Source organism: Micromonospora sp. CNZ303 (assembly GCF_004345505.1).
Map to the genome: position 1 here is coordinate 219,831 of NZ_SLVT01000002.1, position 25,243 is coordinate 245,073.

General features: G+C 73.9%; 25 protein-coding genes. 13 read left to right on the forward strand and 12 right to left on the reverse strand.

Annotated features, from left to right (window positions below):
* The first annotated feature begins 125 nt into the window (after positions 1 to 125).
* The 6 genes from EV374_RS04280 (at position 126) to EV374_RS04305 (ending at position 5,599) form a co-directional block, all read left to right on the forward strand.
* Positions 126 to 1,394 (forward strand): amidohydrolase family protein, encoded by a 1,269-nt coding sequence (locus EV374_RS04280; RefSeq protein ID WP_132231760.1) that lies wholly within the window; start codon positions 126 to 128, stop codon positions 1,392 to 1,394.
* Positions 1,391 to 1,792 (forward strand): nuclear transport factor 2 family protein, encoded by a 402-nt coding sequence (locus EV374_RS04285; protein WP_486485571.1) that lies wholly within the window; start codon positions 1,391 to 1,393, stop codon positions 1,790 to 1,792. The genes EV374_RS04280 and EV374_RS04285 overlap by 4 nt, the downstream gene beginning before the upstream one ends.
* Positions 1,793 to 1,886: 94 nt before the next feature.
* Positions 1,887 to 2,891 (forward strand): NADPH:quinone oxidoreductase family protein, encoded by a 1,005-nt coding sequence (locus tag EV374_RS04290; RefSeq protein WP_486485572.1) that lies wholly within the window; start codon positions 1,887 to 1,889, stop codon positions 2,889 to 2,891.
* A 1-nt stretch (position 2,892) separates the two neighbouring features.
* Positions 2,893 to 3,231, forward strand: a complete 339-nt coding sequence (locus EV374_RS04295) for a TIGR04076 family protein (protein WP_132231764.1) — start codon at positions 2,893 to 2,895, stop codon at positions 3,229 to 3,231.
* A 74-nt stretch (positions 3,232 to 3,305) separates the two neighbouring features.
* Positions 3,306 to 4,370 carry an LLM class flavin-dependent oxidoreductase gene (locus EV374_RS04300; protein WP_132231766.1) on the forward strand — a complete coding sequence of 355 codons (1,065 nt, stop codon included), beginning with the start codon at positions 3,306 to 3,308 and terminating at the stop codon, positions 4,368 to 4,370.
* Positions 4,367 to 5,599, forward strand: a complete 1,233-nt coding sequence (locus EV374_RS04305; RefSeq protein ID WP_132231768.1) for an alpha/beta hydrolase fold domain-containing protein — start codon at positions 4,367 to 4,369, stop codon at positions 5,597 to 5,599. Before EV374_RS04300 ends, EV374_RS04305 begins: the two co-directional genes overlap by 4 nt.
* A gap of 35 nt (positions 5,600 to 5,634) precedes the next feature.
* Here the strand turns inward: EV374_RS04305 and EV374_RS04310 are convergent, their stop codons facing one another.
* Positions 5,635 to 6,255, reverse strand: coding sequence for a helix-turn-helix domain-containing protein (locus EV374_RS04310; protein ID WP_486485573.1), 621 nt, complete (start codon positions 6,253 to 6,255; stop codon positions 5,635 to 5,637).
* A 364-nt stretch (positions 6,256 to 6,619) separates the two neighbouring features.
* Here EV374_RS04310 and EV374_RS04315 point away from each other — a divergent pair, with 364 nt between their 5' ends.
* Complete coding sequence (locus EV374_RS04315; protein ID WP_132231770.1) at positions 6,620 to 7,576, forward strand: DUF817 domain-containing protein; 957 nt, start codon at positions 6,620 to 6,622, stop codon at positions 7,574 to 7,576.
* A 138-nt stretch (positions 7,577 to 7,714) separates the two neighbouring features.
* On the opposite strand, the gene map is transcribed toward EV374_RS04315, so the two are convergent.
* Positions 7,715 to 8,533 (reverse strand): type I methionyl aminopeptidase, encoded by an 819-nt coding sequence (gene map / locus EV374_RS04320; RefSeq protein WP_132231772.1) that lies wholly within the window; start codon positions 8,531 to 8,533, stop codon positions 7,715 to 7,717.
* Positions 8,534 to 8,607: 74 nt separating this feature from the next.
* Between map and EV374_RS04325 the strand changes: the two genes are divergently transcribed.
* Positions 8,608 to 8,874, forward strand: coding sequence for a helix-turn-helix domain-containing protein (locus tag EV374_RS04325; protein WP_132231774.1), 267 nt, complete (start codon positions 8,608 to 8,610; stop codon positions 8,872 to 8,874).
* A gap of 140 nt (positions 8,875 to 9,014) precedes the next feature.
* Here the strand turns inward: EV374_RS04325 and EV374_RS04330 are convergent, their stop codons facing one another.
* The 8 genes from EV374_RS04330 to EV374_RS04365 form a co-directional block, all read right to left on the reverse strand.
* Positions 9,015 to 10,097 (reverse strand): hypothetical protein, encoded by a 1,083-nt coding sequence (locus tag EV374_RS04330; RefSeq protein WP_132231776.1) that lies wholly within the window; start codon positions 10,095 to 10,097, stop codon positions 9,015 to 9,017.
* Complete coding sequence (locus EV374_RS04335) at positions 10,094 to 10,660, reverse strand: RNA polymerase sigma factor (RefSeq protein ID WP_132231778.1); 567 nt, start codon at positions 10,658 to 10,660, stop codon at positions 10,094 to 10,096. The genes EV374_RS04330 and EV374_RS04335 overlap by 4 nt, the downstream gene beginning before the upstream one ends.
* A 101-nt stretch (positions 10,661 to 10,761) precedes the next feature.
* Positions 10,762 to 11,124: a monovalent cation/H(+) antiporter subunit G gene (mnhG, locus tag EV374_RS04340; RefSeq protein WP_132231780.1), complete on the reverse strand. Its 363-nt coding sequence runs from the start codon at positions 11,122 to 11,124 to the stop codon at positions 10,762 to 10,764.
* The gene (locus EV374_RS04345; RefSeq protein WP_089002241.1) at positions 11,121 to 11,384 is read right to left on the reverse strand and encodes a monovalent cation/H+ antiporter complex subunit F; all 264 of its coding nucleotides are present in this window, start codon (positions 11,382 to 11,384) and stop codon (positions 11,121 to 11,123) included. Before EV374_RS04345 ends, mnhG begins: the two co-directional genes overlap by 4 nt.
* A complete protein-coding gene (locus EV374_RS04350) occupies positions 11,381 to 12,001 on the reverse strand; it encodes a Na+/H+ antiporter subunit E (RefSeq protein ID WP_132232392.1) in 621 nt (206 codons plus the stop codon). The genes EV374_RS04345 and EV374_RS04350 overlap by 4 nt, the downstream gene beginning before the upstream one ends.
* Before the next feature lie 11 nt (positions 12,002 to 12,012).
* Complete coding sequence (locus tag EV374_RS04355; RefSeq protein WP_132231782.1) at positions 12,013 to 13,590, reverse strand: Na+/H+ antiporter subunit D; 1,578 nt, start codon at positions 13,588 to 13,590, stop codon at positions 12,013 to 12,015.
* Positions 13,587 to 14,090: an NADH-ubiquinone oxidoreductase chain 4L gene (locus tag EV374_RS04360; protein WP_486485574.1), complete on the reverse strand. Its 504-nt coding sequence runs from the start codon at positions 14,088 to 14,090 to the stop codon at positions 13,587 to 13,589. The genes EV374_RS04355 and EV374_RS04360 overlap by 4 nt, the downstream gene beginning before the upstream one ends.
* Entirely contained in the window at positions 14,087 to 16,924 is a 2,838-nt protein-coding gene (locus EV374_RS04365) for a Na+/H+ antiporter subunit A (RefSeq protein WP_132231784.1), read from the reverse strand. The genes EV374_RS04360 and EV374_RS04365 overlap by 4 nt, the downstream gene beginning before the upstream one ends.
* Positions 16,925 to 17,239: 315 nt before the next feature.
* Here EV374_RS04365 and EV374_RS04370 point away from each other — a divergent pair, with 315 nt between their 5' ends.
* On the forward strand, positions 17,240 to 18,202 hold the full coding sequence (locus tag EV374_RS04370) for a hypothetical protein (RefSeq protein WP_486485575.1): 963 nt from the start codon (positions 17,240 to 17,242) through the stop codon (positions 18,200 to 18,202).
* A gap of 52 nt (positions 18,203 to 18,254) precedes the next feature.
* On the opposite strand, the gene EV374_RS04375 is transcribed toward EV374_RS04370, so the two are convergent.
* A complete protein-coding gene (locus EV374_RS04375) occupies positions 18,255 to 19,853 on the reverse strand; it encodes an amidohydrolase (RefSeq protein WP_132231786.1) in 1,599 nt (532 codons plus the stop codon).
* Positions 19,854 to 20,055: 202 nt separating this feature from the next.
* Between EV374_RS04375 and EV374_RS04380 the strand changes: the two genes are divergently transcribed.
* From EV374_RS04380 to EV374_RS04395, 4 genes are all read left to right on the forward strand, one after another.
* On the forward strand, positions 20,056 to 20,622 hold the full coding sequence (locus EV374_RS04380; RefSeq protein WP_132231788.1) for a sigma-70 family RNA polymerase sigma factor: 567 nt from the start codon (positions 20,056 to 20,058) through the stop codon (positions 20,620 to 20,622).
* 87 nt (positions 20,623 to 20,709) lie between these two features.
* A complete protein-coding gene (locus EV374_RS04385; RefSeq protein WP_132231790.1) occupies positions 20,710 to 21,471 on the forward strand; it encodes a zf-HC2 domain-containing protein in 762 nt (253 codons plus the stop codon).
* Positions 21,472 to 21,522: 51 nt separating this feature from the next.
* The gene (locus tag EV374_RS04390; RefSeq protein ID WP_132231792.1) at positions 21,523 to 22,224 is read left to right on the forward strand and encodes a copper resistance CopC family protein; all 702 of its coding nucleotides are present in this window, start codon (positions 21,523 to 21,525) and stop codon (positions 22,222 to 22,224) included.
* 94 nt (positions 22,225 to 22,318) lie between these two features.
* Positions 22,319 to 24,457, forward strand: coding sequence for a bifunctional copper resistance protein CopD/cytochrome c oxidase assembly protein (locus EV374_RS04395; protein WP_486485576.1), 2,139 nt, complete (start codon positions 22,319 to 22,321; stop codon positions 24,455 to 24,457).
* 33 nt (positions 24,458 to 24,490) lie between these two features.
* On the opposite strand, the gene EV374_RS04400 is transcribed toward EV374_RS04395, so the two are convergent.
* On the reverse strand, positions 24,491 to 25,234 hold the full coding sequence (locus EV374_RS04400; protein ID WP_486485577.1) for an ABC transporter ATP-binding protein: 744 nt from the start codon (positions 25,232 to 25,234) through the stop codon (positions 24,491 to 24,493).
* Between the last annotated feature and the right edge of the window lie 9 nt (positions 25,235 to 25,243).

Here is a 25,243-nt window from a genome sequence, read left to right on the forward strand (position 1 = left end):
GCTGGTGGCGGTGGGCACGGCGATCCGCGTCAGCGGGATCCGGAGGCGGTCCGGCGGGACGTGGCCGAGGGGTACGTCTCCGCCGAGGCGGCCCGCAACGACTACTACTACAGCGGGGAGCTGGCATGAACCCGGCGGAGCCGACGGATCAGTCTCAGGTGGTCCTGACCAACTGCACGGTGCTCGACGGTCGGGTGGTCGACGGGGTCGACCCGGTGCCGGACGCGGCGGTCTGGGTACGCGGCGACCGGATCGCCGCCGTGGGACCCCGTACCGAGGTGCTGGCCGAGGCCGAACGCGACGGCGCGGTGCCGAGGATCGACCTGGGCGGGGCGTACCTCACCCCGGGTCTGACCAACATGCACACCCACCTGTCCCTGTCGCTGCCCGGTTCCGGGGGCGACACCGTCAAGGGGATGAGCCCGCACGAGCTGGCCTTCTACATGGCCGACGCGGCCCGGCGCACGCTGCACTGCGGCGTCACCACGGTCCGTTGCGTCGCCGAGAAGGACCACGCCGACTTCGCGCTGCGCCGGGCGATCACCGCCGGCCGGGTGGTCGGACCGCGGATCTTCACCGCCGGGCAGGCGCTGGTCTGCACCGGCGGGCACGGACACGAGAGCTCGGACACTATGGAGTGCGACGGCGCGGACGGCTTCCGGCGCGGTGTGCGTACCCAGGTGCGGGCCGGCGCGGACCTGATCAAGGTGATGATCTCCGGCGGGATCGCCGGTGAACACGAGTCGATCCACACCCGCCAGCTCTTCTCCGACGAACTGGCCGCGGTGATCCGGACCGCGCACGCCTGGGACCGGAAGGTGACCGCGCACGCCGGTCCCGCCGTGGTCATCGGCGAGGCCGTCGAGCTGGGACTTGACTGCGTCGAGCACGGCTACCAGCTCACCGAGGACGTCACCGCGCGGATGGCCCGGCGCGGCACCGCGCTGGTGCCGACCCTGCTGGTCACCCGCTGCAAGGAGTTCTTCGACGAGTTGGGCGTACCGGAGTGGATGCAGTGCCGCTCGTTGGGCGCCGGTCCTCGGCACCTGGAGAGCTACGCGATGGCCCTGGCCGCCGGGGTGGAGGTGCTGCTCGGCAGCGACATGCCGCCGTTCTGGCAGTTCGAGGGGACCAACGCGTCGGTGCGGGAGCTGGAGTACATGTCCGCAGGGGGCCTCGGTCCGGCCCGCGCCCTCTACGCGGGCACCCTCGGTCCGATCCGGTGGCTGGGCGCCGAGGCCGACCTCGGCACCGTCGAGGCCGGAAAGTACGCCGACCTGGTCGCGATGAACGGTGACCCGCTCGCGGACACTGCCGCGTTCCGGGGCGTGCGGTGGGTGATGAAGGGTGGCCAGGTCGTCCGCGACGACCGGGCGGGATGGAGCGCACAGTGACCGAAACAGACACCGCCGCGATCGCGGCCTGCATCGACGACATGTACGACGCGTTCCTCGCGGGTGACACGCGGCGGTTCGACACGCACTTGCACCCCGAGGTGACCACCTGGGAGACGCACCTGCCGGGTCCGCTGCGCACCCGCGCCGAGCTGGACGCGTACCGCGCCCAGCGGGACTCGGCCGGCACCCGACCGGCGCTGGACCGGCTGGCCCCCGAGGAAGTGTGGGTCGACGTCTGGGGCGACGTGGCCGTGGCCCGGTACGTCCTCGTCTCGGTACCGGCCGGTGGTGGCCAGGCGCAGCACACCCGGGTCACCGACGTCATGCGGCGCACTGACGACGGCTGGCGGATCGCGCACCACCACGCCGAGCTGGTCCGGGCGGAGGCAGCGTGAACACCGGCCGGGTCGGTGGGTGCGTCCGGTGGGCCGGCGTACGGGTCGGCGTGCGCATCGGTCTGACCGGCGTGCGGATCGGGCGGGCCGGCTGATGCGCCGGCTACTCGCCGACCGACCCGGCGAACCCGCCGACGTGCTGCGGCTGGCCGACGGCCCGGCCGAACCCGCGCCAGGCCCCGGTGAGGTGAGCGTGGCCGTGGAGACGGTGGGGCTGAACTTCCTCGACGTGATGCTGTGTCGCGGCACGTATCCGCTCCAGCCGCCGTTCCCGGTGACTCCCGGGGTGGAGCTCGCGGGCCGGGTGATCGGCACCGGACCCGGCACCGAGGCGCTGGCCGGCGTCGACGTGATCGCCTGCCCCACGCTGCCGCGCGGGGCGTTGGGCGAGACCGTCACGCTGGCCGCCGCGCTGGTGACACCCCGACCGTCCACCATCGACCCGATCGACGCCGCCGCGCTGCCGGTGACGTACCAGACCGCCTGGTTTGCCCTGGAACGGGCCGGGCTGGCCGCCGGGCAGACGGTGCTGGTGCACGCCGGGGCGGGCGGGGTCGGCATCGCGGCGACCCAGCTTGCCCGTGCGGCCGGCGCCGAGGTGATCTGCACAGCGGGCGGTCCGGAGAAGACCGCCCGGTGCCGGGCGAACGGGGCCGGCCTGGCGATCGACTATCGGGCCGACGACTTCGTCACTGCGGTCCGGGAGGCCACCGGCGGGGCCGGGGTGGACATCGTCATCGACCCGGTCGGCGGGGAGGTCTTCACCCGCTCGCTGGACTGCCTGGCCTTCGAGGGCCGGCTGGTCGCCGTCGGCACCGCCGGCGGGAATCCACCCCCGGTGGACCCGCTGCGGCTGATCGTCGGCAACGCCACCGTGGTCGGCCTCTCCTGGGGATCGGCGTACCCGTGGGCGCGCCCGGAGGCTGTGCGGGAGGCGTACGACAGGTTGTTCGCGCTGCATGCGGCCGGCGCGGTCCGGCCGCCGGTGTCCCAGGTGGTGTCGCTGGCCGAGACCCCGGCCGCGATGGCCGACCTGGCTGCCCGGCGTACCACCGGCAAACTCGTCGTCCGCGTCGCGGACGGCGCGGAGAGGAGCTGACATGACTGAGCCCAACGCCGTCGAAGACGGTGACATGGAGCTGTACGACCTGCGGGTCAGCGTGGACCGGATCGACGGTCGGTCGGTCTGCGGGATGGCGGTCGGCGACTCGTTCGAGCTGACCAACAGCGCGCACCTGCGGCTGCCGGAGGGTAAGCACTTCTGCGTCTACGCGCTCGCGTCGGTGCTGCCGTTCCTGGCCGCCAAACAACGTGACCTGGCTGCCGGGGACTGGCTGGCCCAGGACTCGCTCTTCGCCTGCCCAGATCCGGAGGAGCAACTGGTGATGCGGGTGGAGCGCACCTGCCGCCGCCGGATGAACTCCGCCGACCTGACCTGACCCCGACCGGCGAGGACCGGACCGAACGACGACCGGACCACCGGGCGAGAAGAGGAGAGATCCGGGTGCGACCCGTGGAGATTGGACTCGGCCTGCAGAGCGACAAACGGGCCGGCGACTACGCGCGACTGGCCCGCGAAGCGGAGCGGTGGGGCGTCGACGTGCTGACCGTCTTCGGTGACCTGATGTACCAGCCGCCGATCTTCCCGCTGCTGGAGATGGCCGCGGCGACCGAGCGGGTCCGCCTCGGCACGGCCTGCCTGAACCCGTACTCGATGGCCCCATACGAGATCGCCGGCCAGATCGCGGCCCTCGACCTGGCCTCGCACGGGCGGGCCTACCTCGGCCTGGCCCGGGGCACCTGGCTGGGAGCGGTCGGCCTCGACCAGCCTCGTCCGCTGCGGGCGCTCGAAGAGGCGGTGCAGGTCGTCTACCGGCTGCTCGGCGGGGACGTCGACGGATTCGAGGGCTCGGTGTTTCGGCTCGCTCCCGGCACCGCGCTGCGCTACCCGGTGCAGCGCCCCGATCCGCCGCTGCTCCTCGGCGCCTGGGGACCGAAGGGCGCCGCGCTCGCCGGCCGGATCGGCAGTGAGATCAAGGTTGGCGGCAGCGCGAACCCGGCGATGGTCCGGGTGATCCGGGACCGGCTGCGGGTTGGTGCCGAGGCGGTCGGGCGGGACGTCGACGAGGTGGGCATCGTGCTCGGCGCGGTGACCGTGGTGGACACCGACGGCCGGGCCGCGCGGGCGAAGGCGCGCACCGAGGTCGCCATGTACCTGGCCGTGGTAGCCGATCTGGACCCCACCGCCGAGGTCCCGGCCGAACTGCTCGATCGGGTGAAGGAGTTGGTCGACACCGGCCAGCACGAGGCGGCCGGGCGGCTCATCGGCGACGATCTGCTCGACCTTTTCGCCTTCTCAGGCACCCCGGAGCAGGTCGCCGCGCAGGCACAGACCCTGATCGACGCAGGGGTGCGCCGGGTGGAGTTCGGTACGCCGCACGGGCTCACCGACGCGCGGGGGGTGGAACTGATCGGCTCAGCGGTGCTGCCGTTGCTGCGCCGGGAGCCGGTGTCCGTCCCGTCGGCGTCGGTGCCGGCACCGACGGCTTCGGCGGTGGCTTCGGCGGTGGCTTCGTGACCGACGTCCGGCGGGTCCTCGTCGTCACCGGCCCCGGTCTGGTCGCCGATCCGGGCCTGATCGATCAGGTCACCGAGGCCGAAGCGGCGGCCTTTGGCGTGGCCGGCCGGGTGCTCGCCACCGATGACGAGGGGGCGTTGCGGGACGCCCTGGACGCGGCCGGGCGGGACGAACAGTGCGCGTTGGTGGTGCTGCCCGGCCCGGACCCGGCGACTCGCGCGTTGCTCACCCGGCCGGGGCCGCATGCCGTCCGGACCGTCTGGTACGACCTGACCGACACCGGGGCGGTCCCGGTGACCGAGGGTTCCGTCCATTATGCGGGGCGGGGCATGTGGGGGGTGTCCTGGGCGATCCGGCACGCCGTGCACCGGTTGCGCCACCCGGCACGGCGGATCGGTTACGGCCCGGATGCCGACCAGTGGGCCGAGTTGCGGATGCCCACCGGCCACATCGGCACCTCGGTGCCGGTCGCGGTGCTGCTGCACGGCGGGTTCTGGCGGTCGAACTGGGGTGCCGACCTGATGGACGCCATCGCCATCGACCTGACCGCTCGCGGCTACGCCAGCTGGAACGTCGAGTACCGCCGGCCGGACCGGCACGGCTGGGCGGCCACCACCATGGACGTCGCCGCCGCGTTGGCGGCACTGCCGGCGGTGGTCGGGTCGGAGCCGGTAGCAGTGGCGACCGGCGCGGAGCCGGTGGCGGCCGGATCGTCGGCGCGCGGCGCCGAGCCGGCTGCCGATGGTTGTCGACTCGACCTCGACCGGGTCACGGTGCTCGGGCACTCCGCCGGTGGGCAACTCGCCCTTCGGCTGGCCGCCGACGGTGGCCGACTCGCGCTCGCCGTGTCGCTGGCCGGGGTGCTGGATCTGGTCGAGGGGGAACGGCGCGGGATCGGCACGGCCGCCGTCCCGAACGCCCTCGGCGGGAGCAGGGAGCAGCTTCCTGAGGTGTACGCCGCCGCGGATCCGTTGTCCCGGCTACCGCTGCAGGTGCCGCAGGTGGTTGTCCAGGGCGCCGGGGACGACCTCGACCTGGTCGACTTCAACCGGCGGTACGCCGCGGCGGCCCGGGCGGCCGGGGACGATATCTGCTACCTGGAGCAGCCCGGCGACCACTTCGCCGTGATCGATCCGAATGCGGAGGTCTGGCACGCCACAGTCGCCGAAGTGGACCGGCGGCTGCGCTCCTGTCGGGCACCGGGCGCCGTCGCCAAGAAAGTTACGTGAGAGTGAACTGAGTCCCGGCAGATCGACGCCGGGACTCAGAACAGCCGGGGCGTGACCACCGAGACCACGATGGTCAGCTCGTCGGTGTCGTTGTACATCCGGTGCGGCACGTTCGAGCGCAGGTGCACACTGTCACCGGGATACAACCGGTGCTCCACCCCGTCGACCTCGTAGAGCAGCTCTCCGCGGACCACGTAGGCGAACTCCTCGCCAGCGTGCCCGTACGCCTCCTCGCGCCGTCCACCTGGGGCGATGTGCACCATCATCGGCTCCAGCACCAGGCCCGCCCCCCGGTCGGAGAGCATCCGGTAGGTCTGCTGCCCGGAGACGTACTGCTTCGCGCCGTTTTCGCCGCGGGTGAGGGTGAAGTGGTGCGGCAGCTCGGCTTCGGTGGCGCCCTCCGGGCTGGCTCCGTCGCCGTTGAAGAACTCGGCCACCGGCCGGTCCAACGCGGTGGCCACGCCGTTCAGCGCGGTCAGCCCGATCGAGGAGACGCCCCGTTCCACCTGGGACAGGAAGCCGATCGAGAGACCGGACTGGGCGGCCAGCCCACGTAACGTCAGTCCCCGGTCCTTGCGGAACTGCCGCATCCGGGCGCCGACGAGATCCGGCCGGACCTCCGACTCCGGCGTACGCTCCGCCGCTGCTCTGCGCACCTGACCTCCTGCGGTACCGCGCGGGCCTGCCCGCAAATTTGTTTGATGGTATCGAACGCAGCGCCAGCCGAGAAGGGGCCCGACCACGTCACCGACCTCCCGGACGTAGTCGCCGATCACTCTGTTCGTGACGGGGCGAGGGGTTGGAACGTCAGCGGCGCCTGCGGCGGGGTCACCCCGCTTCGGCGATCTCGTCGTCAACCCAGACGAACCGCCCGTCCTGCGGCCCACCAGACGAGACACAGTAGGTCTTCCAGTGCCGCCGGCTGCTGTCGTCATCGTCGTCCAGGCAGTCGCGATCGTGCGGGCCATCCGCGTGCCGCCAGCGCGGATGTCGCCGTTGCGAGAGCACTAACCTCGGGCGATGCGACACGTCCCCGTCGAACCGGCTTCGCTCACCACGGCCGAACGCGCGATCGATGCCCGCTTGCGCGTCGCGCTGGCCCGGCTGCCGCGTCGCGGGCCGGCCGGGTGGCTGACCGAGTGCCTGGCCTTCGGGCTCAAACAGGCATGGGCATGTGTGTTCGGTGCCGCCATGCTCGCGGTCATCTGCGCGGCGCACCTGTGGTATCCGGACGAAGCAGCGTTCGCCCGCAACGATGCCCTCACGGTCGCCGCCATCGCCATCCAGGTCGCGATGCTGGCCGGTCGCCTCGAGACCCTGCGCGAGCTACGGGTGATCGTCCTGTTCCACCTCGTCGGAACGCTCATGGAACTGTTCAAGACCCACATCGGTTCGTGGACCTACGAGCCCGACGGCATGCTCCGACTCGGCGGGGTGCCCCTGTTCAGCGGCTTCATGTACGCCGCGGTCGGCTCCTACCTGGTCCGGGTGAACCGGTTGTTCGACCTGCGCTTCACGCGCTACCCGAAGCGCTGGTTGACGGCCGCGGTGGCGGCTGCGATCTATCTCAACTTCTTCGCCAACCACTACGTCCACGACCTGCGGTGGCTGCTCGTCGCGCTCGTCGCACTCGTGTTCGGGCGTTGTGTCATGCACTTCCGCATCTTCCGGGTGCGGTGGCGGATACCGCTGCTGCTGGCCTTCCTCCTCGTCGCCTTCTTCATTTGGCTCGCAGAGAACATCGCCACCTGGTCGAACGCCTGGCTCTACCCGAGCCAGGTGGGCGGATGGCATCCGGTCTCGCTGACAAAGCTGACGTCGTGGTTCCTCTTGATGATCATCTCAGTCGTGCTGGTCACCTGGATCTCGCCGCCGCAACCGCCCGACGACCGGCAGCCGCCCCGACAGGCCGATGAGAGGGCGCCCGACCCGGCGCCAGCCGGCCAGCAGGAGCGGCGGAACCGTCAGACGCTCTGAATCCTGACCAGGTCTCAGCCTCCAGCGAGACCGCCGTCGGCGAGAGTCGTCGGCGGGACCGTCGTCCGCGAAGCCGTCGGCGCAGCCCTGGCCCGCTGTCCCGTCGACATCCGCTCACGCCCGAGGCGGGGCAGTGGGTCAGGAAGCTGTGGCGGGCTTCCTGGTGGGGTCGGCAGAGGTGGCGCCATGGGTGGAGCGGCGGGTCAGGACCTGGGGGCCGGCGGCCGTGATGGCGACGGTGTGTTCGGAGTGGGCGGTGCGGGAGCCGTCGGCGGAGCGGATCGTCCAACCGTCCTTGTCGAACTTGATCTTGTCGGTGGAGCGGCAGAACCAGGGCTCGATGGCGATGGTGAGGCCGGGATTGAGTTTCAGGCCCCGGCGGGGGCGGCCGTCGTTGGACACGTGCGGGGCCTCGTGCATGGTGCGGCCGATGCCGTGGCCACCGAACTCGGCGTTGACGCCGTAGCCGTAGGAGCGGGCGACCTCGCCGATCGCGGCGGAGATGTCGCCGAGGCGGCCGCCGGGCTGGGCGGCGGTGATGGCGGCCTCCAGTGCGACCTCGGTGGCCTCGATCAGCTTCAGGTCGGCCGGGTCAGGGGTGCCGACGACGACGGAGAGCGCGGAGTCGGCGACCCAGCCGTCGATGCCGACCGCCATGTCGATGCTGAGCAGATCGCCGTCGCGCAGGACGTAGTCGTGCGGCAGGCCGTGCAGCACCGCGTCGTTGACCGACAGGCACAGCACGTTGCGGAACGGGCCACGGCCGAACGAAGGGGCGTAGTCCCAGTAGCAGGACTCGGCGCCGCGTTCCTTGATCCGGCGGCGGGCGTGGTGTTCGAGGTCCATCAGGTTGACGCCGACCGCGGCGACGTCGCGCAGTTCGGCGAGCAGCTCGCCGACGAACTGGCCGGTCACCGCCATCCGGTCGATCTCCTCGGCGGACTTGAGCTCGATCACGACAGCCTCCCTCTCCCCTGTGCGGTATTTTTATACCACGCCAGGTCGGGATGCTCCGGGGGTATCCTGCTGGCATGGTTCGCCAACCACTCACCGCCGAACAGATCGCAGCGGGCCAGCGCCTCGGAGCCGCCCTCCGGGCCGCGCGGGCCGGCCGCAGCCTCGTCGAGGTGGCCCTGGCAGCCGGCATCTCCCCCGAGACGCTGCGCAAGATCGAGGCGGGTCGCCTTCCCGCCCCGGCGTTCGGCACCGTGGTCGGCCTCAGCCAGGCCCTCGACGTCCCGCTCAGCGACCTGGCCGACGTCTGGCGGGCCGACATGCCTGTCCGCCAGGCGTCCTAGCAACCGGCCGTCCAACGCGGTGTCCTGACGGCGACACCACATGACGCCGCTTCTGGATGGCCGCTCGACGCCCGCACCGGACACGGGGCCACGCCGGCACTCGCGCTGCGCGAGTGCCGGCGTGGCGACGATCGGGGCGCTCAGTCGCAGCCCAACCCCTGGGCGTACGCGGGCGGCGGGTTGCCGGCGGCGACCTTGTCGGCGATCTCCCAGAACACCTCCGGCCAGTCGCCCTCGTCGTTCATCTGGTGCAGCACGCGCCAGTTGTGGCTGCTGCGCAGGGCGTCGCCGGCGCGCTGGAGAGCCACGTCGTCGCCGGCGCGCTTCGCGCGTAGCCATTCGGCGATCCATGCGCAGCCGACCCGGGAGGTCACCTGGGCGCCGAACTGGTAGGAGTCGTTGGTGCCCACGTCACCCAGCGCGGTGGGGTCGAAGTTCGGCGGAAGCGGCACGTCGGCGAGCACCTTGGCCGCCTCCTCGTTCACCCGCGCGGGCGTGACGATCTCCGCTGGTAGCGCGGCCAGCCAGGTCCGCACGTCGACGCGGACGACGGCGGCGAGGACGTCGTCGAACTCGTCCCGGCTCCAGCCTCCCCCGGTACGGAGCTCGACGAAGGCGCCGTCGCGAGGGCGGAGCATGACCGCGAAGTCGTCGGAGCTGTAGCGGAACAGGTCGCCCGGCCAGCCGTCGACCCGCACCGCTTGCGGGGGGCTGACGTTCAGCCGGTCGGCGCGGAAGCCCTCGTACTGTCCGGCCGGGTACCAGTTCATCTCCAACTGGCGCCCGCCGTTGCTGAACGAGATGGTGCCCTGCTGCTCGGTGAACCCGTAGACGGTGGTCACCTTCCAGCCGGGCTGGTCGATGAGCAGCCGCGGGTTCCCCTCGGCGGCCTTCATCGCCACCGGCGAGTAGACGACGGGGGCGCCCGCACTGGCGGCATCCGTGACAGGTGCCCGGCTGTCGTCCGGATGCTCGCGCAGCACGGTGGACACGGCGAGCAGGCCGGTGAGGACGGCGGCGGCGGTCAGCGCGCCGGCGAAGCGGCGGACGATGCCGCGGCCCGCTCGGGAGCGTGGTGGCGGTGACTCGACGACGCGTTCGAGCCTCGGCTCGGACATGATCTCCTCCAGGAGGGTCTGCTTCGCCCCGTCCAGGTGCCGGATGACGGCGGGTCGGTAGGGGTCGGCGTCTCGAACCATCCGGTCGAGGTCCTCCTCGGTCATCGGCCCTCCTTCGGGGTGGGTGCGGTCAGGACGTCGAGTACATGTCCGGGTGGGTCGGGGTCGTCACGGACGAGGTCGCGCAGCCTGGCCCGGGCGCGACTGAGGCGGGTACGGACCGCCGCCGGGCTCACCCGGAGGACCGCTGCCGCCTCCCGGGGCTCCAGGCCCTCCCAGACGGTCAGCATCAGCACCTCCCGGTCCAGCTCGCAGAGGCGGGCCAGCGCGGCCTGGACGGTGAGCCGTGCCGGCACCTCGCTGCCCGGGTCGGCGGCGATCGCGGCCGTGAGCCCCTGTCGTAGCCGCTCGCCCAGCCGATGCCGGCGCCTGCCGCTGCGATGGTGGTTGGCGAGCACCCGCCGGGCGACGCCGTACAGCCACAGCCGGGTCTCGGCTTCCGTCGGCATCTCGTGTCTGCGCCGCCAGGCCACGAGGAAGGTCTCCGCGACCACGTCGGCCGCGTCCTCGGGATGCTCGACGCGCCGCAGGGCGTACGCCAGCAGCGGCTCGAAGCCCTCGGCGTAGACGCTTCGGAAACGGTCCTCGTGCTCGGTCGCGGAGCTCACGTCCACTCCATGTCCGGTCGGACGCCGATCGTGACGGGCCGTCGCCGCTCGACTCCCCCGCAGTCCGCGCGACTACCGGAGAGGCGCCGCGGCCACGCCGGTCAGGAGCGGCCGGAGCTGATGCGGTCCAGGTGGGGCGCGAGTTCGTCGGTGATCAGGAGGTCGCGGCGGATCTCGTCGTGCGGGTAGCCGGCCCGGCCCACCATGTGCGCCGCGACGGGCGCGGTGGCGAGCTGGAAGGCGCCGACGAGCACGAGGGTGGTGATGTCCACCCCCGTGCGCAGGCGCAGCGCGCAGCCGAGCAGGACGAGCAGCAGGCCGAGCACCTGGGGCTTGGCCGCCGCGTGCATCCGGGCGAGCAGGTCGGGGAAGCGCAGCAGCGCCGCCCCGGCGGCGACGCAGAGCAGCGCGCCGGCGATCAGGCAGACGCCGGCGGCGATGTCGAGGACGGCGTCGAGCGTCACTTGTCGTTCCTCCGGGCGGCGAACCGGGCGACGCTGACCGAGCCGACGAATCCGAGGATGGCGAGGACGACCAGCACGGGCAGCGCGGTGGCGTCGCGGCTGTAGGCGGCCTCGGTGGCGATGGCGGCGACGACGACGGCGAGCAGGACGTCGGTGGCGACGGCGCGGTCGAGGATGGACGGTCCGCGGATGATGCGGACGAGGGTCAGCCCGACGGCCACGGCGAGCAGCGCGGCGACGGTCACGGCGACGACGGTCATCTGGGTACCCCTTCCGGGTTGGCCGGCTCCGACGGGCCGGCGGCGTGGGGTTGCGTCACGCGGCGCAGTTCGTCGGGCGAGCCGATGGCGGCGACGATCCGCGCTTCGAGGTCCAGCACGCCCTGCCGGAACCGCTCGACCTCCTCGCGGCTGCGGACGCCGATGACGTGCACGTAGAGGGTGCCGGTCGTCCGGTCGGCCTCGAGGATGAGGCTGCCGGGCACCAGGGACAGCGCCTCGGCGGTCAGCGTGAGGTTGAGGTCGGTGTTGACCCGCAACTGCACGGCGATGATCGCGCTGAGCGGGGGGTGCCCGATCCGCACCGCCAGCCAGGCGATCTGGGCTGAGGCGACCACGAGGTCCCGCAGGAAACGCACCCAGAACCGCGCGAGCGGCACGGGGCGGATCCGCCCGGCGAAGGTCACCGGCGGCAGCGGGAAGACCGCCAGCAGCACGACGGAGAGCACCAGCCCGCTGATCAGGTTGGCCCAGGAGAGGGTGCCCCACAGCAGCATCCAGACGCCGGTCAGCCCGGTCACGGCGACGATCCGGTTGCGCCGGAGGGCCGTGCGGGTCAGCGGCGGGTTCGCCGGCGCGACGGGCTTCGGCGGGCTCATCGGGTCACTGGTCACGGGGCACCGTCCGGAAACACGGCCTCGACGTACGGGGTCCGGCGCAGCAGGTCGTCGGCCGCGTCGGTGCTGATGTCGAACAGCGGCCCGGCCACCACGGTCAGCGCCAGGCCGAGCACCACCAGGGCGGCGGTCGACCCGATCATCAGCCGGGGCAGCACGGCGCCCGACGCCTCGGGGTCCGCTTCCCGGTGCGGCTGCTCGGCGCCCTCGGTGCGGGCGGCCGGGGCGGTGTCGCCGGCGGCGGGCATGTCCGGGTGCGGGGCGCGCCAGAAGGCCAGGTTCCACACGCGGGCGATGGCGTAGAGGGTGAGCAGGCTGGTGAGCAGCCCGCCGACGACGAGCGTCCAGGCCAGCGGGCCACCGTCGTCCACGCCGGCCTGGACGAGGCCGAGCTTGCCGAGGAAGCCGGAGAACGGTGGAATGCCGGCGAGGTTGAGCGCGGGCAGGAAGAACAGCACGGCCAGCAGCGGCGAGAGTCGGGCCAGCCCGCCGAGCCGGTCCAGGGCGGTGCTCCCGCCGCGGCGTTCGACGAGGCCGGCGGCGAGGAACAGCGTGGTCTGGATGGTGATGTGGTGCACCACGTAGAAGATCGCCGCGGACAGCCCGAGGGAGGTGCTCAGGCCGACGCCGAAGAGCATGTAGCCGATGTGGCTGATGAGGGTGAACGACAGCAGCCGTTTGACGTCGGACTGGGCGACCGCGCCGAGGATGCCCACCACCATCGTCAGCGCCGCCACCACCAGCAGCAGGTCGGCGGTGCGCCCGCCGGGGAACAGCAGCGTCTCGGTGCGGATGATCGCGTACACGCCGACCTTGGTGAGCAGGCCGGCGAAGACCGCGGTGACCGGGGCCGGGGCGGTCGGGTAGCTGTCCGGCAGCCAGGCCGACAGCGGGAACACGGCCGCCTTGATGCCGAAGGCGAGCAGCAGCATGCCCTGCAGCACCAGCCGGATGTCGTCCGGCAGCGCGTCGAGCCGGTCGACGAGCTGGGCCAGGTTGAGGGTGCCGGTCGCCGCGTAGACCAGACCGATCGCGACCAGGAAGATCAGCGACGAGAGGAGGCTGACCACGACGTACGTGGTGCCGGCCCGGATCCGGGTCTCCGTGCTGCCCAGGGTCAGCAGCACGTAGCTGGCGACCAGCAGGATCTCGAAGCCGACGTAGAGGTTGAACAGGTCGCCGGAGAGGAACGCGTTGCACACGCCGGCGGTCAGCACGAGGTAGGTCGGGTGGTAGACCGACAGCGGCGTCTCCTCGTTGCCGTCGGCCGTGCCCTGCCCGATCGAGTAGACGAGCACGCAGAGGGTCACGGCGGCGGAGACGACGAGCATCAGCGCGGCGAGCTGGTCGGCGACCAGGACGATGCCCAGCGGCGCCACCCAGCCGCCGACCTCGACGACCAGCGGCCCGCCCACGGAGGAGCGGACCAGCAGCGTGGCCGCCACGGCGACGGTGGCGGCGAGGACCGTGAGGCTGACCCAGCGCTGGGCGCGGGGCCGGCCGACGAGCAGCAGCGTCAGGGCCGCGCCGAGCAGCGGCATCACCACCGGCAGGGGTACGAGCCAGGTCATCGGCCCCTCCCCGCGTCCCCGGCCGGGCTCGCCGTGGCGTTGTCGGCGGGCACGGTGGCCAGGGCGACGTCACCGTCGCCGTCGCCGTCACCGTCGCCGTCGCCGTCACCGTCGCCGTTGTCGGCGGTGCCCGGTCCCTCGTCCCGGTCGGCCAGCTCCATGATGCGGCGGTCCTCGACGTCGTCCTGCACCTCGTCGTGCCCGTTGAGGTGCCAGCTGCGGTACGCCAGGGCGAGCAGGAACGCGGTCATGCCGAGGGTGATGACGATCGCGGTCAGCACCATCGCCTGGGGCAGCGGGTCGCTCATGTCCCCCTCGGCGGTGGTGCCGACGATCGGCGGCCCGCCGGCCTTGCCGCCGGTGAGCAGCAGGAGGTTGGCGCCGTTGCCGAGCAGGATGACGCCCATCAGCACCCGCGTCAGGCTGCGCTCCAACAGCAGCGTCACCCCGGCGGCGAAGAGGACGCCGACCACGAGGACGTAGGTCAGGTTCGGGTTCACACCAGCTCCTTCGTCCGGTCGTCGGCCTGTTCGGTCTCGCGTTGGTCGGTCTCCTGCTGCCGGTCCATCTCCGCGCCCAGGCTGCGCAGGATGTCGAGGACCAGGCCGACCACGATGAGGTAGACGCCGACGTCGAAGAAGACCGACGTGACGAAGTGGACGTGGCCGAAGACCGGCAGGTGCAGGTCCAGCAGGGCGCTCTGGAGGAACTCCCCGCCCAGCAGCATCGCGGCGACGCCCGTGCCGACCGCGACGAACAGCCCGGCGCCGAGCACCGCGCCGGCGTCGACCGGGGCGGCCCCGTTGAGTTCCGTGCGACCGCCCGCCAGGTAGCGCACGGCCAGCGCGAGCCCGGCCACCAGTCCGGCGGCGAAGCCGCCGCCGGGGGCGTTGTGCCCGGAGAAGAGCAGGTATATCGAGAAGAGCACGATGGCGTGGAACAGCAGCCGGGTGACGACCTGGAGGATGACCGACTGCTGGCGGGTGGTGGCGCCGGTGGTGAGCCAGCGGGGCCGCGCCGACTCGGTGCGGCCGACGCCGGGGATGCCCCTGCGCAGGTCGAGGTCCCGGGAGTGGCGGAAGATGAGGCTGGCCACGCCGGTGGCGGCCACCACCAGCACGGCGATCTCGCCCATGGTGTCCCAGGCCCGGATGTCGACCAGGGTCACGTTGACGATGTTCTTGCCGCCGCCGTAGGAGACGGCCTCGTCGGGGAAGTCGACGGAGATCGGGGTGGCGATCCGCGCTCCCGCCGCGACGTACGCCATGCCGGCGGTGACCACGCCCACGGCGACGCCGAGCGCGATGCGACCGCGCCGGCTGGACCGGATGGGCCGCTCGGAGAACTTGGCGGGGAGGTGGCGCAGGACCAGCACGAACATGACGATCGTGACGGTCTCCACCAGGAACTGGGTCAGGGCCAGGTCCGGGGCGCCGTGCAGGATGAACAGCAGCGCGGTGCCGTAGCCGGCGACGCCGACGAGGATCATCGCGGTCAGTCGGCGCCGGGCGCGGGCGGCGGCCACGGCGGCCACGATCACCACTGCGGCGGCGACGGCCTGCAACGGGGTGTCCCACAGTTGGAACCGCTGCGGCCAGGGCATCCCGGCCAGCAGCGCCCCACCCGGCAAGGTGATCATCACCAGCAGGATGACGCCGAGGTAGAAGGGGAGGGAGCCGCGCTGGGTGGCGCCGGTCAGCTCCACCGCAAGCCGGTCCACCCCGCCGATGAGCCGGTCGTAGACCGCGGCCCCGTCGAAGGGCAGTCGGACCGACGTGCCCAGCCGCCCCCGGTGCCGCAGGAGGAACAGCCCCACGCCGCCGGCGACCGCCAGCGCCGACAGGCCCAGCGCCAGGGTCGGCCCGTGCCACAGCGCGAGGTGGTAGCCGGGCTCGGCACTCTCGTACAGGTCCGCGTACGGCGCGAGGACCTTGTCGACGGCGGGCGCGAAGAGCCCCACCGCCAGGCCGGCGGCGGCGAGCACGACGGCCGGCGCGAGGAAGGACCACCCGACCGGCCGGGCCTCGGTGGCGGGCACGTCGCCTTTGGTCGCGAACGCGCCCCAGACGAAACGCAGCGTGTACGCCACGGTCAGCGCCGAGCCGAGCACCACGCCGGCGAGCACCACCAGGTCGGCGGTGCCGCCGTGCAGGAACGCCTCGACCGCCGCCTCCTTGGCGACGAATCCGGCCAGCGGCGGGAGGCCGGCCATGGAGGCAGCCGCGAGGCCCGCCACCACCGCGAGCGCCGGCGCCCGCCGCCCGAGGCCGCTGAGTTCGCGCAGGTCACGGGTGCCGGCTACGTGGTCGACGACCCCGACGACGAGGAACAGGGTGGACTTGAACAGCGCGTGGGCCAGCACCATCGCCGCGCCGGCCAGCGCGGTGTCGCGGGTGCCGGCGCCGAGGACCACCATCAGCAGGCCGAGCTGGCTGACCGTGCCGTAGGCCAGCAGCAGCTTCAGGTCGACCTGCCGCAGCGCCGCCCAGCCGCCGAGGAACAACGTGATCAGCCCGCCGGCCAGCAGGATCGGCCGCCACGGTGCGACCCCGACCACGGCCGGCCCCATGAGCGCGACGAGGAACACACCCGCCTTGACCATCGCCGCCGCGTGCAGGTAGGCGCTGACCGGGGTGGGCGCGGCCATCGCGCCGGGCAGCCAGAAGCTGAAGGGGAAGATCGCCGACTTGCTCAGCGCGCCGAGCAGGATCAGCACCAGGGCCACGGCCAGGTAGCCGCCGCCGGGCAGATCGGTGGCGATCTGCGACCAGCGGTACGTGCCGGCGTGCTGGCCGAGCATGACGAACCCGGCGAGCATCGCCAGGCCGCCCAGGGTGGTCACCAGCAGCGCCTGCATGGCCGCGCGCCGGCTGGCCCGCTTGGTGGGGTCGCTGCCGATCAGCAGGTAGGAGAGGACGGTCGTCAGCTCCCAGAACACGTAGAGCAGCAGCAGGTCGTCGGAGACCACCAGGCCGAGCATCGCCCCGGCGAAGGCGACGAAGACGGCCGCGAAGCGGCCCAGGCCCGGGTCGTCGGAGCGGAAGTAGCGGGCGCTGTAGGCGAGCACCAGCGCCCCGACCCCACCGACGAGCACCACCATCAGCCAGGCCAGGGTGCCCATCCGCAGGGCGATCTCCAGGCCGAGCTGGGGAACCCAGGTGACCGTCTCGACGACCGGGGTGCCGGAGCGGACCGTCCCGGTGCGGGTCAGCGCCCAGACCAGGGTCGCCGCGGGGGCCAGGGCCACCAGGTAGAGACCTTTTCGGCCCCAGATACGTATCAGTCCCGGGGCGATCACGGCTGCGAGTGCGTGGACCGCCACCAGAACCAGCACATACCCTCCCCAGAGTTCGACAACCGGTTAGCCAACCCTAACCGGTAAGGAGCGAATCTGCATATCGGCGATACGGCACCGCCGGCGTGCCCGTGCCCGCCGGCGGCGCGGACGACCGGCCGTCGGCCTCCCGTCGGGAGGTCCACGGGGGCCGATGCGGCGGCCTCGTCGCCCGCGCCCCTCCTGCCTATCATGATCAGGAGGCGATCGCCCACCTTGCGGATACCGTTGGCGACCAGGCGAGCAGGGCGACGACCCGCACCCGGGCGCGACGCGACGGCGACCGGAGATCGAGGGCGACGGATGGATGGAGCGATGCGGAGCGGGATGCTGGTGTCGACCCGGACGGCTCTCGCCGGGGCCACGGGCAACGCCCTCGTGATGGGTGTGGCCGAGGTGAGCACGCCGCTCGGCTGGGTGCTGCTTCCGGGGCTGCTCGGCGTGTCCACCCGCCCCCGGGTGGCGGCGCTGATCTCCGCCTGGGCGGCCGTCCTGCTGGCGGCGTCCGTGGTCGTTCCCGTCGTACCCGGGCACCGCGCCGACCCGTGGGCGCTCGGCGCCTCCGTGGCGAGCCTCGCCGCCGTACCGCTGCTGGCCTGGACCAGGCGACGCCGCGAGGAGCGGGCCGTCGCCCGCGTGCCCGCGCCCCGCGACGTCGCCGTGTTCACCATGCCCGCCGCCACCGGACGCGCCGCGCTGGCCGCCTGCCGCGCCCCCGGGGAGGTCGCGGCGGCGGTACCGCTGCGCCGGGGTGGCCTGCGCGTCCTCCTCGGCGTGGCGCACGGCGCCACCCTGGCCCGCCCGGAGCACACCCGGGCGCTGGAGTCGGCCTTCCGCGACGAGGCCCTGCGCGGCGGCGGATCGCTGCCACGGATCGCCGGGGCCCTCGACGGCCTCGTGCGGGGCATCGCCCCGGGCGGCTACCTCGCCGCCACCCTGGTGGAGGTCTCCCCCGAGGGGCGCGTCACCCTGCTGCGCTGCGGCGGCCCGGACGCCACGGCGCAGGCCGCGGACGGGACCCGTCCCGCGGACCTGCCCGACGCCGGCCCGCTCGGCCTGACCGGGGCGGCGACGAGCGTGGCGGAGGCGCCCGCCGGCACCCGGCGACTGGCTGTCGCCCCGGCCGCCGGCGGCGCCGGGCCGCACCGGCCGACCGGGGAGGCCCTGCGGTCCCCGCGTGCCGCGGACGCCGTGGTCGCGCTGACCCGACGCCCCGGCGGCAGCCGCCGGACCGGCCCGGCACTGGTGGTCGACCTGCCGCCCGAGCGACCCGCCTGACCACCGCCCCGACCTGCGGGAAACGGCAGGCCCCGGTCGGCGGCGGACCCGGTCAGCGCTGCCAGCGCACGACCCCGCCGACCACCGTGAGCGCCACCGTGAGGTCGCGCAGGGCCGCCGGCTCGACCCGGTACGGGTCGGTGGGCAGCGCGATGAAGTCCGCGAGCATGCCCGGGGTCAGCCGCCCCTTCAGGTGCTCCTCGTAGGAGGCGTACGCGCCCGCCTCGGTGAAGCAGCGCAGCGCCGTGTCGAGATCGACCCGCTCGTGCGGGTCCACGCCGCCGGGCGGGGTGCCGTCGGGCTGCTGCCGGGTCACGGCGGCGTGGATGCCGAAGAACGGATCCGGGTCCTCCACCGGGGCGTCCGAGCCGAAGGCCACCGTCGCGCCGGCGTCCAGCAGGCTGCGCCAGGCGTACGAGGCGAGGTTCCGGCCGGCGAGCATCCGGCTGGTCAGGGGGATGTCGCTGGTGCAGTGGGTGGGCTGCATCGAAGCGGTCACGCCCAGCCGGGCCAGCAGCGGCACGTCGGCCGGGCGCAGGTGCTGGGTGTGCTCGATCCGGTGCCGCAGCCGCCGTACCGCCGTCGGGTTGGTGCGCGCCGACTCCTGCCAGTTGGCGTACGCCCGCAGCACCATCCCGTTCGCCGCGTCGCCGATGGCGTGCGCCGCGACGGCGATACCGGCCCTGGCCGCCTTCGCCACCAGCCGCTCGAACTCCTCCGCCGGGGTGACGGCGATGCCGTGGTTGTCGGGCTCGCCGTCGTACGGCTCGGTCATCAGGCAGGTGTGCGAGCCGAGCGCCCCGTCGGTGAAGATCTTGACCGGGCCGGTGCTCAGCCAGCGGTCCCCGTCGCCGGTCGCCCAGCCCAGGTCGATCACCTCGTCCAGCGCGGTCGACGGGATCGACTTGTGCACCCGCAGCGGCAGCTCGCCCCGGGCGTACAGGGTCTCGTAGGCGGCCCGGCAGTCCTGCCCGTCGATGTCGTGGATGCTGGTCAGGCCGACGGAGAGCAGCCGGGGCAGGTGGGTACGCAGTTGCGCGACCAGGTCACCGCTGAGCGAGGTGCGCATGACGTCGTACGCCCCGTCGCCGGCCGCCTCGCGCAGGATGCCGGTCGGCTCGCCGCGTTCGTCGCGGACGATCTGCCCGCCGATCGGATCGGGGGTGCCGGCGTCGATGCCGAGCCGCCGGAGGGCGGCGGTGTTGACCCAGGTGGTGTGCCCGTCGATGGTGGGCAGCACGGCGGGCCGGTCCGGGCAGACGCGGTCCAGGTCGGCCCGGGTCGGCTGCACCGGCCGGTCCCACTTGTGGCTGTCCCAGCGCCCGCCGAAGAGCCAGGCGTCGGGCGGCAGGGTGGCGGCGTGCCGGGCGATCCGCGCCAGCGCCTCGTCGAGGCTGGTGGTGCCGCGCAGGTCCACCTGCTCCAGGCCGCGCACATAGAGCGCCGAGTGCAGGTGGCTGTCGATCAGGCCGGGCAGCACCGTCATCCCGCCGAGGTCGACCCGGCGCGCGCCGGCGCCGGCGCGGTCGCGGCACTCGTCGAGGTCCCCGACGGCGACGATGCGCTCGCCGCGCACCAGCATCGCCTCGGCGTGCGGGCGGGCGGGGTCGAGGGTGTGGATCCGGGCGTTCTCGAAAACCGTACCGGTCATGGGCTGCCTGCTTCGACGGTCGGGCGGGGCCGTCCATGCTAGACAGCGGCCCCCGGCGACGGGCGCGGTGGCACCCGGAGGCGGGCGTCGGGGCGGGCCGCCATCGGGCCGCTTGCGGTACGCTACCGGCCAGTCACTACTACGACCCGTCGTGATCACCGTCGGGCACCCGCCCTCCGGTGGCCCGACACGGAGGTGCCGGATGGCCGACGACGCGGAACTGACCGCGTGGGCGCTGGCCGCCGGCCGGGGTGACCCGACGGCCGCCGCCTGCTTCGTCCGGGCGACGCAGCAGCAGGTCCGCCGCTTCCTCGCCGCACTGGTCACGCCCCGCGAGGCGGACGACCTGACCCAGGAGACCTTCCTGCGGGCGATGCGGTCGCTGCCGTCGTACGCCGGACGCTCCTCGACGCGGACGTGGCTGCTCGCCATCGCCCGCCGGGTCGCGGCGGACCACGTCCGTGCCGTCACGTCACGGCCGCGCACGGTGCCGATGCCCGACGGGTACGACGTCCCCGACCTGGCGCGCAGCGGTTTCGACCGGCAGGTCGTGCTCGAACGCCTCATCGCGGCGTTGCCGAGGGACCGGCGGGAGGCGTTCGTCGCCACCCAGGTGCTGGGCCTGTCCTACGCCGAGGCCGCAGAGGTGTGCGGCTGCCCGGTGGGCACCATCCGCTCCCGGGTGGCCCGGGCCCGGGAGGATCTGGTCGCCGCCGCCCACGGCTGGTCGGAGCCGGGCGCGGGCCGGGGCGGCGACGCCACCGGCTGACCCACCCGCCCGCGCTGACCTGCGGGAAGACGGCGGCCCACGAAACTGCGCGGGAACCAACGACGGGTCCGGGACGACTACCGGTACATGGGGTGTGAGCAGTGGCGTGAGGTGCTGTCGGCGCAGTTGGACGGGGAGGAGACCGCCGCCGAGCGGACAGCCGTGGCGGCCCACCTGGCCGGCTGCGCCGGCTGCCGGACGTGGTACGACCGGGCCACGGCGGTGACCCGCCGGGCGCGGCTGTCGGTCGCCGTCGCCGGTGACGACCGCACCGACGTCATCCTCGGCGCGCTGCCCGCCCCGGCTCCGCGCCGCCGACGGGAGCGGGTCGTGCTCACCCTGCGGGCGGTCCTGGGCCTGGTCGGGGCGCTGCAACTCGTGCTGGGCCTGGCGCAGATCGGACGCGGCACGGCGAGCGCCCACGCCCACGCGCACGCGGCGGCCGGCGGGCTGATGTCGGGGCACCTGTGGCACGAGTCGGCGGCGTGGAACGTCGCCGTGGGCGCGGGCTTCCTCTTCGTCGCCGCCCGGCGCACCCCGCCGACCGGGCTGGTGCCGATGTTGAGCGCCTTCGTCGGCATGCTCGCGCTGCTGTCGGTCAACGACCTGCTGACCGGGTGGGTGGACACCGCCCGGCTGGTCAGCCACGGCTTCCTGCTCGCGGGCTACGTCATCGTCGTCGCCCTGTCCCGCCCGGGGCTGCGCCCCGACGGCCCGGCGCGGCGCAGCCGCCCGGACGAACCCCGCTGGAGCCTGCCCGCCGACGAGCCCACGGAGGCGCCGGGGCTGCGGCTGCTCCCGTCGCCGTATCCCGGCTCCGCCCGCGTCTCCGACCGCCGCGCGGCCTGACCGCTCCCCAGCCGCCCGGCTGACCACCACCAACCAGGAGAAGCGCCAGACATGCACACCCCGTCCCGCCGCCCGACCGCCGCGGCCCTCGTCACCGCCGCGCTGGCCGCCGCCGCGCTGCTGCTCGTACCGGCCGCCCCCGCCGCCGCGCACAACACGCTGCGGGCCGCCAGCCCCGCCGACGGCGAGCGCCTGACGACGCCGCCGACGCGGGTCACGCTGGAGTTCGCGCAGCGGCTCGACCCGACCTTCACCACCATCGCGCTGACCGACGCCGCCCGGCGGAAGATCCCCACCGGTGGGCCCACCGTCGACGGGACGAAGGGCACGGTGACCGTCGACGAGACGCTGGGCGAGGGCACCTACACCGTCGCCTACCGGATCGTCTCCGCCGACGGGCATCCGGTGCAGGGGTCGTACCGGTTCACCGTCGCCGCCGGCGGCGACACCGCCGGCGGGGCGAGCACTGCGGCGGGGGCGGTCACCGATCCGCCGGCCGCCGCCGCGTCTGCCGCCGCCGCGTCTGCCGCCGCCGCGCCGACCGCTGCCGCGGCCCCGTCCTCCGCCGCCGGGTCGCCGACCGCTGCCGCCGCCCCGCCGGCCGCCGGGTCGGCCGCCGGGTCGGTCGACCCCGCCGCCGCGACCGGCTCCGGTGGCCTCGGGACGGGCGGCGTGCTGCTGGTCGTCGGGGTCCTGGTGGCCGTCCTCGGCGGGACCGCGCTGCTGCTGCGCCGGCGCCGCGAGACCCGCTGACCGGCAGCACCCCGACCCCGACCCCTCCGGCGCCGCGCCCAGGGCCGCCCCCGGACGCGAACCGCCGCCCTCCCCGAACCCAAGGGACACCGACGTGCCAGACACCACCTCACGCCCCGCCCAGCCCGCCCGGGGCGCCGACTCCGTGGCGACGACGCCGGCCGGTGCCGCCGGGCCGGTCGCGGGCCCGCCCGGCGCCGGCGTCCGTCCCGGCTCCCGGGGGCGTGGCGGATGGCTCGTACCCGTCGCGGCCGTGGCGTCGGCGGTGGCCGTACTCCTGCTCGGCCTGCGGGCCGGCGACGCGCTCGCGGTCGCGATCCCCGGGCTGCCGGACCCGGGGCCGGTCACGGCGTGGGCGCTGCCCGTGGTCCGGCTGCTCTCCGACGGCCTCGCCACCCTGACGGTCGGGATGCTGGTGACGGCGGCCTTCCTGCTGCCCGGCGACGGGCGGAGCGTCTCGGCGTACGGCTGGCTGCTGCTGCGGCGTGCGGGCACGGCGGCGGCGGGCTGGGCGGTGGCCGCGGTGACGTTGATCGTGCTGACGGTCTCGGACCTGCTCGGCGTCCCCGTGGACGGGCTCGGCGCCCCCACCGTGGTCAGCTTCGCCACCTCGATCTCGCAGGGGCAGGCGCTGCTGCTCCAGGCGGGGCTGGCGCTGGCGGTGGCCGTGCTGGCCCGGGCGGGCGTGTCGCGCGGCCTCGCCGCCGTGACGGCGTTGGTAGCGCTGGTCGGGGTGCTGCCGCCGGCGTTCACCGGGCACGCCGCCGGGGCGGGCAACCACCAGATCGCGGTGTCCAGCCTCGCCCTGCACGTGCTGGCCGCCGCCCTCTGGGTCGGCGGGCTGGTGGCGCTGCTGATGGTCCGCCGCAGCCGGCAGCTCGCCGACGCCGCCCACCGGTACGGCCGCCTCGCCCTGGGCTGCTTCGTGGCCGTCGCGGTGAGCGGATCGGCCAACGCGGCCGTACGCCTCGGCGACGTGGCCCAGCTCTGGCAGTCCCGGTACGGCTGGCTGGTCCTCGGCAAGCTCGTCGCCCTGGCGGTCCTGGGCACCCTGGGCGCCGTGCACCGTTCGCGGACCCTGCCGGCCCTGCGCGCGGGCCGACGCGGCGCGTTCGCCCGGCTGGCCGCCGGCGAGGTGGTCGTGTTCGCCGCCACCGTCGGGCTGGCGGTGGCGTTGTCCCGCAGCCCCACCCCGGTGACGCAGGACCCGCTCGACGCCGATCCGATCACCGAGCTGCTCGGCTTCCCGATGCCCGCCGCGCCGACCCCGGAACGCCTGGTGGGCCAGCCGCTGCCGGACATGTTCTTCCTGACCCTCACCGTCCTCGGCATCGGCGGCTACCTGGCCGGGGTGTGGCGGCTGCACCGGGCCGGGCACCGCTGGCCGCTGGCCCGGACCGCGAGCTGGTCGGCCGGTCTGCTGCTGCTGGCCGCCGTCACCAACCTGGGCGTGGCCCGCTACGTGTACGTGCTGTTCAGTGCCCACATGGTGCAGCACATGGTGCTGTCGATGCTGGTGCCGATCCTGCTCGTCGGGGGCGCCCCGGTCACCCTCGCGCTGCGCGCCCTGCGTCGCCCCGCCGACCCGCAGGTCCGTGGTGCCCGGGAGTGGCTGCTGCTGGCGCTGCACAGCCGGCCCGCGAGGCTGCTCACCCATCCCCTGGTCGCACTGGGCATCTACGCCGGCAGCCTCTTCGGTCTCTACCTCAGCGACCTGCTCGGTACGCTGATGCGCTCCCACCTCGGCCACCTGGCCATGCTCACGCACTTCGTGGTCGCCGGGTACCTGCTGTTCTGGGTGCTCATCGGGGTCGACCCGGGCCGGCCGAGGCTCCCCCACCCCATCCTGGTGATCATCCACCTCGCGGCGATGATGGCGCACGGCTTCTTCGGCCTCGTGCTGATGCAGACCACCAGCCTCATCGCCCCGGACTGGTACGTCGCCGTCCACCCCGACTGGGCGTCGTCGCTGCTGGAGGACCAGCGGCTGGGCGCGGGCATCGCCTGGGCGTTCGGGGAGATCCCCGCCGCGATCGTGCTGGTCGTGCTGGTCCGCCAGTGGATCCGCGCCGACCGGCGGGAGCAGGCCCGCCTCGACCGGGCCGCCGCCCGCGCCGAGGCCACCGGCGAGCCGGACGACCTGGCCCGCTACAACTCGTTCCTGGCCGCCGCCGGCCGCGCCGACGCCACCGAGTCCGGTGGTTCCGCCGCGACGTCGGCCCGTACCCCGTAGACGTCGGCGCGCGGCCCGGGGAAGGCGGGCCGGTCAGGGCTGTGGCGGGGGCGGCAGGTCGACCACCCGGGTGGCCCAGCGGGCCATCAGCGCCGGGTCGTGGGTGATGAGCAGGACCCCGGCGGCGTGCTCCCGCTGGTAGTCGGTGATGACGGCCGCGAGGTGCGCCTGGGTGGAGGCGTCGAGCATGGCGGTGGCCTCGTCGCAGAGCAGGTAGTCCGGCCGGTGCACGAGCGCGCGGGCGAGGCAGGCGCGTTGCAGCTGCCCGTCGCTGACGGCGTGGGGGCGGCGGGCGAGCAGGTCGGGCGTGAGGCCGACGAGGTCGGCCAGCTCCGCCGCGCGGGCCCGCGCCATCGCCTCGGGCGTGCCGGTGGCGCGCAGCGGTTCGGCGATGATGTCGGCGAGGCCCAGCCGGGGGTCGGTGGCGGCACGGGGGCTCTGGAACAGGATCGCGACGCGGGTACGGACGGCGGCGGGCAGCCGGTGCCGGGCGCCCGCGATCCGGTGGCCGTCGAGGGTGACGTGCCCGGCCTCGGGGGCGTGCAGCAGGGCCAGCACCCGGGCGAGGGTGGACTTTCCGCTGCCCGAGGGCCCCCGCAGGCCGACCGTCTCGCCGGGGGCGACGCGCAGGTCGACGCCGTCGAGGACGCGCCGGCCACCGTAGGAGACCCCGATCTCGTGGGCGGCGAGCGCGGTAGTGGTCATGCCGGCGGTACTGGTCATGCCGGCGGTACTGGTCATGCCGGCGGTGTCGGTCGTGTCGGCGGTGCTGGTCATGCCGGCGCT

Bases quoted from the DNA above. Each gene is read 5' to 3' on its own strand.
- EV374_RS04350 (WP_132232392.1), bottom strand. From the start codon at position 12,001: ATGAGCCCGCCGAAGCCCGTCGCGCCGGCGAACCCGCCGCTGACCCGC.
- EV374_RS04390 (WP_132231792.1), top strand. From the start codon at position 21,523: ATGCACACCCCGTCCCGCCGCCCGACCGCCGCGGCCCTCGTCACCGCC.
- EV374_RS04400 (WP_486485577.1), bottom strand. From the start codon at position 25,234: ATGACCAGCACCGCCGACACGACCGACACCGCCGGCATGACCAGTACC.
- EV374_RS04315 (WP_132231770.1), top strand. From the start codon at position 6,620: ATGCGACACGTCCCCGTCGAACCGGCTTCGCTCACCACGGCCGAACGC.
- EV374_RS04280 (WP_132231760.1), top strand. From the start codon at position 126: ATGAACCCGGCGGAGCCGACGGATCAGTCTCAGGTGGTCCTGACCAAC.
- EV374_RS04290 (WP_486485572.1), top strand. From the start codon at position 1,887: ATGCGCCGGCTACTCGCCGACCGACCCGGCGAACCCGCCGACGTGCTG.
- EV374_RS04380 (WP_132231788.1), top strand. From the start codon at position 20,056: ATGGCCGACGACGCGGAACTGACCGCGTGGGCGCTGGCCGCCGGCCGG.
- EV374_RS04325 (WP_132231774.1), top strand. From the start codon at position 8,608: ATGGTTCGCCAACCACTCACCGCCGAACAGATCGCAGCGGGCCAGCGC.
- EV374_RS04295 (WP_132231764.1), top strand. From the start codon at position 2,893: ATGACTGAGCCCAACGCCGTCGAAGACGGTGACATGGAGCTGTACGAC.
- EV374_RS04355 (WP_132231782.1), bottom strand. From the start codon at position 13,590: ATGACCTGGCTCGTACCCCTGCCGGTGGTGATGCCGCTGCTCGGCGCG.
- EV374_RS04345 (WP_089002241.1), bottom strand. From the start codon at position 11,384: ATGACCGTCGTCGCCGTGACCGTCGCCGCGCTGCTCGCCGTGGCCGTC.
- EV374_RS04375 (WP_132231786.1), bottom strand. From the start codon at position 19,853: ATGACCGGTACGGTTTTCGAGAACGCCCGGATCCACACCCTCGACCCC.
- EV374_RS04370 (WP_486485575.1), top strand. From the start codon at position 17,240: ATGCGGAGCGGGATGCTGGTGTCGACCCGGACGGCTCTCGCCGGGGCC.
- EV374_RS04385 (WP_132231790.1), top strand. From the start codon at position 20,710: ATGGGGTGTGAGCAGTGGCGTGAGGTGCTGTCGGCGCAGTTGGACGGG.
- EV374_RS04330 (WP_132231776.1), bottom strand. From the start codon at position 10,097: ATGACCGAGGAGGACCTCGACCGGATGGTTCGAGACGCCGACCCCTAC.